The organism is Lysinibacillus sphaericus (assembly GCF_002982115.1).
In the GTDB taxonomy this organism is placed as follows: domain Bacteria; phylum Bacillota; class Bacilli; order Bacillales_A; family Planococcaceae; genus Lysinibacillus; species Lysinibacillus sphaericus.
The window spans coordinates 989,392-1,001,629 of record NZ_CP019980.1 but is presented as its reverse complement, the minus strand read 5'-3'; the positions used below and the strand labels follow the sequence as shown (position 1 = coordinate 1,001,629).

Below are 12,238 nucleotides of genomic sequence, written 5' to 3'. Positions count from 1 at the left end.
TTAATACATTTATTTACAAAAGGGATAACTACTCATCTTGCATAGTCCTTTCAACTCATAATATTAACCTTTGTACAGTACGCATCTAGTATCAGAGACCTCTATCAAAAAAAAATGGTAGCGCCGTTATTTTTATTCCCCATCAGCACATACTTTAAAGAGATAATTTTTTATAGTAATTAGACATATTTTTATATCATTATAATAATTGAGTTTATTATTTGATTTTAGTTCGTTGGAAGCAGTACTATGGGAGTGTAACAAGGAAATCATTTTGTAACAAAACTATTATATCGATGTAACATTATCAGAGGAGGAAGTCAGATGAATTATCAAAATATTACTGTAGCAGGAAGCGGAGTTTTAGGAAGCCAGATTGCTTATCAGTCTGCTTTTAAAGGATTTAACGTTACTGTATACGATATTAATGACGAAGCTTTAAAAAATGCGCAAGAGCGTATTACAAAGTTAAAACCATTGTACCAGCACGATTTAGGTGCCACACAGGAAGAAGTGGATGCTGCTTACGCTCGTCTATCATTTAATAGTGATTTAGCAGATGCTGTAGCAAATGCTGATTTAGTTATCGAAGCTATTCCTGAAGTTGTAAAAATTAAAACTGAATTCTACACAAACCTTGGTAAAGTTGCACCCGCAAAAACAATTTTTGCTACGAACTCATCGACTTTATTACCTAGCCAATTTGCAGAAGCAACAGGGCGTCCAGAGAAATTTTTAGCATTACATTTTGCTAATACTATTTGGGTAAACAATACTGCTGAAATTATGAAACACCCAGGTACAGATATGAAAGTATTTGATGAAGTGGTGGAATTTGCACGTGCAATCGGCATGGTACCACTACCTTTATATAAAGAACAGCCTGGCTATATTTTAAACTCTTTACTAGTGCCATTTTTAGATGCAGCAGAAATGCTATTAGTGAAAGAAGTAGCTGACCCTGAAACAATTGATAAAACATGGATGATTGGTACTGGCGCTCCTCTTGGACCATTTGCTATTTTAGACGTTGTAGGTATTAATACAGCCCATAACATTGTAGAAGCAAAAGCTGCCGCTACAGGGGATGAAAACATGAAAAAATTAGCTAACCTATTGAAAACAGAGTATATCGATAAAGGTAAATTAGGACGAGCTACAGGTGAAGGCTTCTACCAATACCCTAACCCAAGCTTCGCTAAACCCGATTTCCTAAAAAGCTAGTGCCTGTCACTCATACAATTTAAGCCGCAACATGTCGCACTTAGCGCATGTTACGGCTTTTTTTAGTGCCTGTCACCCACACAATTTCACCATTTATCGATTTAATACTTTTCCCTGAGCACTCACTATTTTAATGTCATATGTACGCTTCTGAGATTGCTCATTTCGGTTTTGAAAATTAATTATTTCATAAACTGTCTCTTCCATCTCCAGCGCTAATTTTTCCGCGTCTTTCTCAGAACTATCTATTGTCGTTTGGATAGTAATGAAAGACTGGTGATCCGTCGTTACATGTTTGAATACTGTATAACTTTCAAGACTTTCCACAATCGTTTTAATAAAATTGGATACCCCATTATCGAGATTGATATCCTCTTCATCCCGTGAGGTTAGTTCCCAGCGTTCAAAAACAAGCGTATAGTCCATAAATGGAGAGTTTGCTATCACACTTTTGGCAATTGGTTCCATATCCTTTGTTACCAAATTAAAATAATCTTCGTCCGCAACAACTTGTAACACCAATTCTTTCTTTGGTGTCGTTTTCACATCTACTCCAACATATATTGCACGCAACTTATCTTTCAATGTAGCCATACTTAATTGTTCTTGACTAACGAATGAACCCTGCCCTTCTTTATTTTCTGAAGTATCGGCTGCTAAAAGCCTGTCGACAAGGTTAAAAGTAACTATAGCTACTAGCAATACACCAACAAACATTACTATTTTTCTCAACATGCATTCCCCCTAATTAGAAGGTATGACATAGAAAACATAAAAAATGCCATCATCCACATAATGGGTTCTTGCAAATTTGCTTTGAATAATAGAATACGGAAGAATTAAAACATTTCATTACTTTTAAAAAAGTTCTTGAGAAACATTTTTAATCATATTACCTTAGCTAAAGAAGGAGGACGATACAATGAAAATCACAATTGAAGAATTACCCGCTTCAAAAATTGCCTTTTTTAGAAACGTTGGTCAATATGGTGAACGGCAAAACAAAGGGTTAATGGAGTCTTTTAAACAATGGGCACATTTAAATGACTTGTTGAACCAATCAGCCATATTCGGCATAGCGCAAGATAATCCCGAAATAACACCTAAAGAGCAATGCCGTTATGATGTTGGCATAATGATTCATGAAAATTTCCATGTGTCAAAACCTGCACATGTTGGTACATTTAGTGGCGGGAAATACGCTGTTTTCTTGCTCGACCATACTAAAGAAGCAATCAGCACATTTTGGAGCACTGTCTTTTCAGAAATCGAGCAACATCAGCTAATCATGAGACAAGAACCAATAATTGAAAGATATACGTCGCAAATGATTGATAATCATTTATGCGAAATATTAGTTCCGATTCAGTAAAGTATTCGAATTGACTTCTCAGGATTAACGCTTACTGCAAAATAAGAGACAGAGGAAAGATGTTCATAAATTTTTTATTATACGAACTTAGCCATTAATGCTTTTGCAAAAATAAAAAATTAGAAGTGTTCACTAGTAGTTGGGAGCGAAGGCGATGACTCTAGTTCAGAACAGCACACGATATAAGACGCGAGCATTCTGCGCGTTAGCGACGGTCGCGAAAGGAAAGCACCGCCGTAGCGGACAACAACGGCGCAGCAAAAAAGTGTTAGATTGAAGCTAATCAATCGAACACTTTTTGCGCATTTTATTAATTTACATTTTGCAAAATTTTACCGTCATTCATTTTTATGACTTGGTCTGTATACATAAGCATTTCTTCATCATGTGTAACCATTAACGTCGTGATATTTAATGTTTTAGTAAGATTTCGAATTAACTCCATTACGTCCTTCGACCGTTTCGAATCGAGACTTGCTGTTGGCTCATCTGCAAAGAGCACTTTCGGTTTATGAATAATCGCTCGAGCAATCGCAACTCGTTGCTTTTCCCCACCTGATAAAGAAGAAGGATAGGCATTTTTGCGATGATCCATCCCTACTAATTTTAAAATACGCTCTACCTCTCTTTGCTGCTCGTGTTTCTTTAATGGCGTTTCAGATACTTCCAACATCAGCAGGAGCTGTTCTTCTACTGTAAGAAACGGAACTAAATGTGCAAATTGAAAGACAAAGCCAAATTTACTTGCCCGTACTTGTCGAACTTGATCTGCACTTAATGTCGTCATGTTTTTCCCTTCAAAGATTACCTGCCCATCGGTTGTAGGTTGCAAACCTGCTGCAATCGTTAGCAAAGTACTTTTACCAGAACCTGAAGCGCCCACTAATGCTGTTACTTCACCTTCCTTCAGGGTCAGGTTAATGCCTTTTAATATTTCTTCCTGCACTTCACCATTTGTAAACGTTTTTCTAACATTCTCCATTGTAAATTGTGTCATATTAGACCTCTCCTTGTTGTATCGCTTGTAATGGTTGAATTTTTTTAATTTGGATCCCTGAAATGGTAGCCCCGATAAATCCAATAATAAGGAATACAATCGACAATTGCGTTATTGTAGCAAAACTTAAACTAAATGGCATTCCTTGTGGTGCAAACTGATTAAAAACTTGGCTTAGTGTAATAGATAGCACCAGAGAAATCACAGTAATCACAATCATTTGTGTCCAAATCATTTTGAATAGCTTACTTGTTTTTAAACCAATTGCTTTTAAAATACCGTATAAGCCAATCTTCTGAACGTTCATCATATAGAAAAAGATTGCAAACAGCATGCCACTAATGACAACTAAAAACCAGACAATCATATTAAGAGACATTTGTTCTGCGCTATAACTCGGTATCGTATTTAAAAAATCACTTTTTGAAAAAGCTTGTAATCCTGTATACGCTTGTGAGGCATCCCCATCTGGTGTAAACACTAATTGCATTTCTTTAACTCGATAAATTTCTTGGTAATCTTCCATACTAATATAGGCAACTGGCGCATGGCTATATTTCTTTTGTTCAACAAAATCTTTTACAATAAACTTGCCACTAAACTGATTGTTCGTTACTGTATCGCCTATCTGTATACCTTTATCCTTTAATGAGCTATCTAAAATAATTTCTTCATGTTTAACATTTGCAAATAACGGCGAATCGGTAGCTGTTACAAATGCCACGCTTTGTTGCTTTCCTGCCTTATCATTGATAAAGCCCATTTGAATAGAAAAGGCAACAGCATCTTTTTGTTTGCTTAAAATTTCATCTTGGGTACTGCTATCTATTCTAGACAGATTATATGTTTCATCTGCATCTTCATTCATGTAAAACTGCCCCGCTGGCAAATCTTTAATAAGCGCAGCATTGTCTTGCGATAATCCATTTGCCAAACCCGAAATAATAAAGGTTAATAAACTCACCAGAAAAACAATCGAACCTAAAATCACAAATCGCACTTTATTTTTCTTCATTTCTTTTAAAGCTAGGTTCATTTTAAACCCCTCCTATTTCTTTTTACATTCTTAGAATATAGAGTCAACATGAACACAACATGAACTGAAAATGAACGGAAGATGAACTAAACATTACAGTTCAATATCGCTGCCGCTTGCTATTCAAACAAAAATAAAAAACCTCCTACGCATAATGACGTAGAAGATTGTGTAAATGGTGATGGAAGCTCGTAACCCCGGTAACGCTAAACGGCTAAAATATCGCTCCTAAAATGTTACAAGTAATGTTTTTGAATTACTCGCATTAATTTATTGGCATTTTCTTCACTAATTGAGAACATCGTTTGTCTAAAGTTAAAACCTTGTCCACAAATAGCTTTCATTTCAGAAGCACTTAATGGACATTTTAATATACAAAAATCTTGTAAAGGTGTATTTGTCTCTGCATTAGTATAGCCATTATAATCTTGCTTGTTATATTTACCGGAACCTTTTCCGTATCCTACAATGCCAGCGCCGCTTTTATAAAGAAATACAATATCGCCCTTTTGAATCTTTTCTATTTTTTCTTGCCATCCTTTATGATAAGCCGCTGCTTTCATTCCAGTTAACATTTCATCTGTCGTTAGTGGATTATTGGTATGATTCGTGTTTAAAACGTAGGCGCTACTCTCATATTCTAAATAACTTTCAATTGGCGAATACATATTAAATTCAATATAATGTTCACCATTCACTTCAAATATCCAGTAGACAATGGCATCAATAGTCAAACCGTTCTTCTTCCAATAAATAATTGCTTCTACCGTTTGTTGATCTAAGCCATTTGTCATAACAATGAAATGTTGCTTATTATTAAACATCTCTTGGGTAATTTGATTACTTGCATCTTTATCAAAATACTGCTTATGGGCATCCATTAACGATATATTGCCTTGGCTATATTTGAGGTATTTTTCATTGAGCTCATCGTAACTACTATTACCGAATAATTGACCATATCTCAATACTTGTAGCAAATTCTCTTGATTTGAACCCCATCTTTTCAATTCAAATATATATAAATCGCCATCTTTATCAACTGCTAAAATATCGGGTTCTTCTTGTCTTGGACGCTCGTTAAATATTGTCATTAAATCTTTGCTAGAAATAAAATCTTGCAGATGTTTAGATACTAACCTTTCTAAATCCTTCTCTTTCCAACCAATCGCATCAAGACTCACTCTTTTTACCTTTTCATAATCCCAGGAGGACTTATTTAATTTATATAACATGTAGACCATTTCCTTTCATTAAATAGTATCAAATCTATTATTTCACCTATTGTAAATATTTTCAATATCAGTACCCATGACATAAGTAGTTTACAGATAAACCATTTTCCTCTTACTAAAGTCTTTTACACATAACAAATGAACCACCATTAAATGACATTATTTTTCGCCCAATAAAAAAAACCTCGCCATTTTACCCGAATTATAGGTGGTAAAATATAGTGCAAATTGTACTTTGGCAATGATTTTCCTTATGCTATTCTTTATTGTAGAAAATTGAATAGGCAAACCTAAAGAAATTTAGGGACGCAAAGCTATAGGGACTAAGGTTTTTAATAACTATGTCTGCCAGTTGCCGAAGAGTACATACTACTTTTTGTTTAGTAAGGACGTAACACACAACCCACTGATAATTGTATATTAATATAATTTACGAAAGGCATTTTTTAGTGCTATTTATTATAATGTGGGATTTTTTATGATTGCCTTATTTAAAATAAAGCTACTCTTTTTTGAGTAGCTTTTTTATGTACTCTGTAAGAAAAATGCATAAGGAGGAATTTAGATGAAAGTAGTAAAGATTGTAACAGTATCTGCCCTTGCTTTAAATTTCGTCGGTGGTCCAATGAATGTTTTAGCCACTGAAAATCCAAGTGGAGATATAGTTAAAACTTCAGCCGAAGCTCGTACTAATTATTCCATCGCTTCGGTGAAAAAATTTGAATTGTACGGAACAGATATTTTAAAAGCATACGATGACGTATTTAAAATAGCGAAAGCAAACATTCAATCGATTACGAACAACGGCGGAAAATATGGAAGTTCTACTATAGATAAAGCGATTGATGGTGATATAAACAGCCATTGGGAAACAGGGAAACCCAATAGTACCTCCTTCACTAATGAAGTGATCATTCAGTTCCATGAAGCATCTACATTAAATCGAATTGTCTATGCAGCTCGTCAATCTTCTACAAAAGGAAAAGGTTTTGCACAGCAGTTTGAAATTTATAGCTCCACTACAGATACAGGCGATGATTTTACACTCGTTTCATCAGGACAATATACAGGTTCTACTGGAGATATCGTCGAAATCCAATTCAACCCTACAGAATTTAAACGACTAAAATTTGTTTTTACGAAAGCAAATCAAGATTGGGCAAGTGCATCCGAGTTTCAATTTTATAAAGAAGATGCTGTCTCTGACAAAATGGCGACACTCTTTACAGATAGTACAATGAGCGCTGTAAGTGACAAATTCAACACCATAGATGCTATCAATCAATTAGAGGTCGAAACCCAAGGCCACCCCTTCTACGCACAATTCAAAGAAGATATTGACAATGCGAAAGCACTGCTAAGCAATGAAAAAATTACAGCGACAACTGCACTAACTTCGTCATTTAGCCATTATGCCAACGAAGCGTATTCAAAGTTATTTAGAATGGATAAGGCAAACATTAAAGAAATTACCAACAATGGCGGACACTATGCGAGCGCCGTTATCAAAAATGCCATCGATGGCGATGTTCATACATATTGGGAAACAAATAAAAGCAACACAGCTACATTCTCAAATGAAGTAGAAGTTGAATTTATAGAACCTGTTACATTAAATCGTATTATTTATGGAGCAAGACCTTCTGACCGTAAAGGCTTTGCCGAGGAATTTGAAATTTACGCTTCCCAAACGTCAAAAGGCGAAACCTATGAACTTGTCTCAACAGGTAAACATAACATGGTCGCAGGATTAGTAGAGGCAAAATTTGCACCGACGACATTTAAACGGTTGAAATTTAAATTCACTAAATCCAATCAAAATTGGGCAACACTTTCTGAATTAGCCTTCTATAAAGAAGATGCATTAGACGATAAAATGGCGCAGTTATTTACTGACGGAACGATGAATACAGTTTCCCCTGCATTCAACAGCATCGAACATATGAACGCATTAGAAGAAGAAGCGAAAACACATCCACTATATGCTATTTATAAAGACAATATCGAATTAGCTAAAAAAATAATGAACGGTGAAGTGGTTACAGAAGGAAGAATTATAGTAGCCGAGCAACACGGGGATATGGTCAAACATGCCAATCAACAATTGAAATTCGGCTTCGGTAACAATTTACAACCAACTGGCCTTGCTGCCCAACCGGGTGATCAAATTACCGTTTACGTTGACGCATCAACAACTGGTCCGTTACCATGCTTGGCATTTTCACAACAAGAAGGTGCTTGGAATAGTTGGCGACAAGGTGTCAGCTTAAAAGTCGGTAAAAACGTCATTACTGTTCCTGCCATCCCTAAAACTTCTTATAATAAGAAGGCCGTTACACCTGGTGGCACAATCTATATTGAAAATCCTTATACAGCGGAACAGCAAGGTAAAGCACCGACCTTAAGATTCGAAGGTGTTGAGAGAATTCCATTTGCAACAAAGTCTACAAACGTAGAGGAGTTCAAACAATTTTTAATCGACTATAAGAAAAAAATTGATGAAGATATAGCGAAGCATCCAAATGTTGAAGATCGCAAAGTGCTTGATATTGTAGAAGTCGTTGGTGACCATTTATTTTGGACAGGTACTGCAACAGGTGCTTACAAAACCTATATAGAAAATGGCTATAGCCCACTCCAAACCATTGAATCGTATAATCGCCTTATGGACGAATTATTTAAGTATTACGGTTTAGATGGGCGCAGTGAAAAACATGATCCAAAATTAATAAGAGAAAACGTACGACTTGCACAGCCTTATGCGTACATGTATGCAGCTGGCGATCATATTGGCACACTGGATGATGTTGTGGCTGATATTTTAGTTCCGATAGAAGAAAAAGGCGGTTCATGGGGGCTTATCCATGAAATCGGTCACCGTATGGATATAGGTGTACGAACAATCGGCGAAGTAACAAACAATATGCTTCCACAGCATATGTCAGCACTTTACGGGAAAATCGATGGACGCATTCCATATGAAGCGAATGTTTATAAAAACGTATTGAAAGAAAACACAAAAGATTATAACGATCAAGGTTTGTTTGAAAAACTAGCCGTTTACTGGCAACTTGAAATGTATAGCCCTGGCTATTGGGGAAAATTAAACGCTCTTTACCGCGAAAAAAATGTCACGCTAACAGATGGCGAACGTTCTAAACAACAATATTTAGTCGAGTTTTCTTCTGAAGCGCTCGGTTTAGATTTAAGTGAACACTTTGCTCGTCATGGCTTTGTCGTAACGGACGAAACAAGAGCAAAAACAAGTAAGTATCCAAAACCAGATAAAAAAATATGGTATTTAAATAATAGTGCGGTCGACTATAAAGGGAATGGTTTGAAAGGAAAAGCAGTAAACGTAACATTGGCATCAAACCAAGCTACCAAAACAAATACGCTCTATTTATCCGTTGATAAAGAAAAGCAAGATGACTTTTTAGGTTATGAAATTTTTAGAGATAATGAATTAATCGGCTTTACAAGTACTCAACAATTTATCGATCAACATATCGATAGTACAAAAAATTACACGTACAAAGTTGTTGGCTATGATAAACAATTAACTGCACTTCAACCAGTAGAAGTAAAGGCATTTACCCCTACCCTATCTATTGAAGATAAGGTTACAGTCAAGCTACATCAAACATTCAATCCTATGGATTATGTTAAAGCAATTTCCTATAGTGGCAAAGATATCACGAATACGGTCGTTATTAAATCGAACACAGTAGATATGACAAAAAAAGGAATCTACGAAGTTGTCTATGAAATCAACGATGAAGGCATCCAAGAAACAAAAACTATGACTGTCAATGTCGTAAGTGATATGCAGTATATTTCTGATATGACAGCTAGCTCTGCCAAAGTTGGTTGGGGTTCATTACAAAAAGATAAATCTGTTGCAGGTGGCACCATTACGTTATTAAGACAAGGTGTTGAGGCAACGTATGCCAAAGGACTCGGTGCACACGCAAACTCAGAAATCGTATATAACATAGAAGGTAAAGGCTTTACCTTCTTTGAAAGTTACATCGGTATTGATCAAGTGGCAAAAGGCAAAGCTTCATCTGCCACGTTTGAAGTTTGGGTCGATGGCGAGAAGAAATTTGCCAGTGATGTATTCAAAGCAAATACAGATCACGGCTACATCCATATCCCTGTTACAGGAGCAAAGGAAGTAAAGCTCATTACAACAGATGCCAATGATAGTGGCAATTCTTCAGACCATACGATTTGGGCTGATGCTAAGTTCGGTAAAGACTCGAGTCAACCTACTTTAACGCTACCTGAAGATTTGACGATGGTGAAATTAAACAGTGATTTCGATTTACTAAGCGATGTAACAGCAACTGATATCGAAGACGGTGATGTTAGTAATCAAATCCAAGTCACTGCCAACGGTTTTAATACGAAGAAAACAGGTACTTACCACGTCGACTATACCGTAACAGATAGTGATCATAATGTCGTCACAGCGACAAGAACTGTCTATGTTTATAGCGATGAAAAATTCGCCTCTGACATCGGTTGGCAATCGGCACAAACTGCGTATAGTACCGTCAACAAAGACAAAGCATCATCAGGCGGTTCAATTAAAGTATTAACGAATGGTGAAGTAAAAACTTTTGCCAAAGGTATTGGTACGCATGCGAATTCTGAAATTGTTTACGATTTAACAGGCAAATACTATGATTATTTCGAAACACTTGTTGGCATTGACCGCAACATAGCTGAAAACACTAACTCTAGCGTAACATTTAAAATACTTGCTGATGGACAAGAAATATATAACAGCGGCGTGATGAAATATCAAACAGAAGCAAAATTAGTAAGAGTTCCACTTGCAGGTGTTAACGAGTTAAAACTGATTGCACATGACTCTGGCAATGGTAATGCATCCGATCACGCTAACTTTGCTGATGCTAAGTTCTATGTATCAAACGGGATACCAGAACTAACAATTGCAAAATCAATCGCAACAAAAGTTGGAACACCTATTACCATGGACGATAGCTATGTGGCAACTGATGCTGAAGATGGCGATTTAACATCTCAAGTACAAGTAACGGGCTTAGATCAAGTAAACTTCGATCGCGCTGGCCGCTATGACATTACGTATACGGTTGTCGACAGTGATGGCAATAAAGTATCGAAAAAACGCATGATTTCAGTAGTTAACATGGATGATTATCATTACTTAACTGATTTTCAATGGCACTCTACACAAAACAGCTATACAGCACCATTAAAAGATGTTTCTATTAGTCACAATGCCATTCGTCTAACAGGTGATGATGGTCGTGAGAAAGCATACGAAAGAGGTATTGGCGCCCATTCAAACTCTACAATTATCTATGATTTAAGCGATAAAAATGCCGATTTCTTTACTGCCTTTGTTGGTGTAGACCGTCAAATGTACGGTACGGTTGGCTCTGTTACATTCCAAGTGTTTGTTGATGGAGAGAAGCAATTTGACAGTGGCTTGATGCAATCGCGAGACCCTCAACAATACATTGAAGTAAGCATCACAGGGGCCAAAGAACTAAAACTGGTCGTAACTGATGGCGGCAATGGCAACGGTTCAGACCATGCTTCATGGGGAGATACTAAATTACATTTCGCTAATGCAGAGCGCGTTTTTACGCAAACATTAACGCTAGCACTAGAGGATGCCAAAGCCATTCCTATAGAAAACTATACAGCGGAGTCCATTCGAGCATTACAAGCGAGTATAGCAAAAGCTGAGGAAGTACTTGCCAACCCTCAAGCAACTCAAGCACAAATCGATGAAGCGTTAGAGGAATTAACACGCACTAAAGCTGCCCTTATCGCTATTGACTTTACTCAAATCATACCGATTGCAGATAACAATCTTAAACAGGCAATTCAGCAAACATTGGGGCTGTCTGGGGAAATCACATTAGGTGATATGATTACACTAACTAGTCTACATGCACCCAATGCCCGTATTACAAATCTAGACGGCTTACAATATGCTAAAAATTTAACATCACTCGATATTTCGGCGAATAGTATTACCGATTTCTCACCATTGCAAAGTCTAGGTGCATTGGATACTATCACTGCGCAGCCCCAGGTTGTGGAAGTATCAAGCTTAACAGGTCCTATAGCGACGGTTGAGAACTTAGTAAAAGGTTTGGATGGTCAATACTTAAACCCTTATCAAATCGGTCTAAGAAATACGAAAACAATGAAAGAAATCTACGTAGATGTGGAACAACTTACACCAAATACAGACCACTTTACAATCGATCTTTCACACGAAGAACAAGGCACATATATGCTCATCATCGCTTATAAATTAAACGAAGACACTCGGATTCAATTAACTTATTATGTAAAAAACTAAGCAT

7 protein-coding genes and 1 riboswitch are annotated in these 12,238 nt (G+C 36.6%); of the genes, 3 read left to right on the top strand and 4 right to left on the bottom strand.

Translation table 11 applies throughout. The annotated features are described in order from the left end of the window. The first annotated feature begins 306 nt into the window (after positions 1–306). A complete protein-coding gene (locus LS41612_RS04970) occupies positions 307–1,224 on the top strand; it encodes a 3-hydroxyacyl-CoA dehydrogenase (protein ID WP_325032961.1) in 918 nt (305 codons plus the stop codon). A 93-nt stretch (positions 1,225–1,317) separates the two neighbouring features. On the opposite strand, the gene LS41612_RS04965 is transcribed toward LS41612_RS04970, so the two are convergent. Then, positions 1,318–1,959: a hypothetical protein gene (locus tag LS41612_RS04965; protein ID WP_024364204.1), complete on the bottom strand. Its 642-nt coding sequence runs from the start codon at positions 1,957–1,959 to the stop codon at positions 1,318–1,320. A 187-nt stretch (positions 1,960–2,146) separates the two neighbouring features. On the opposite strand from LS41612_RS04965, the gene LS41612_RS04960 reads away from it, so the two are divergent. After that, a complete protein-coding gene (locus LS41612_RS04960; protein ID WP_024364203.1) occupies positions 2,147–2,596 on the top strand; it encodes an AraC family transcriptional regulator in 450 nt (149 codons plus the stop codon). A gap of 310 nt (positions 2,597–2,906) precedes the next feature. Here the strand turns inward: LS41612_RS04960 and LS41612_RS04955 are convergent, their stop codons facing one another. From LS41612_RS04955 to LS41612_RS04945, 3 genes are all read right to left on the bottom strand, one after another. Then, positions 2,907–3,593, bottom strand: coding sequence for an ABC transporter ATP-binding protein (locus LS41612_RS04955; RefSeq protein WP_024364202.1), 687 nt, complete (start codon positions 3,591–3,593; stop codon positions 2,907–2,909). Between the two features lies 1 nt (position 3,594). Further along, entirely contained in the window at positions 3,595–4,629 is a 1,035-nt protein-coding gene (locus LS41612_RS04950; protein ID WP_024364201.1) for an ABC transporter permease, read from the bottom strand. Positions 4,630–4,865: 236 nt separating this feature from the next. Beyond that, positions 4,866–5,864 (bottom strand): PDDEXK family nuclease, encoded by a 999-nt coding sequence (locus LS41612_RS04945; protein WP_024364200.1) that lies wholly within the window; start codon positions 5,862–5,864, stop codon positions 4,866–4,868. Between the two features lie 273 nt (positions 5,865–6,137). Then, a riboswitch (cyclic di-GMP riboswitch) is annotated at positions 6,138–6,224 on the top strand. Positions 6,225–6,429: 205 nt separating this feature from the next. Between LS41612_RS04945 and LS41612_RS04940 the strand changes: the two genes are divergently transcribed. After that, a complete protein-coding gene (locus LS41612_RS04940) occupies positions 6,430–12,234 on the top strand; it encodes an NPCBM/NEW2 domain-containing protein (RefSeq protein WP_024364199.1) in 5,805 nt (1,934 codons plus the stop codon). Positions 12,235–12,238: the final 4 nt, after the last annotated feature.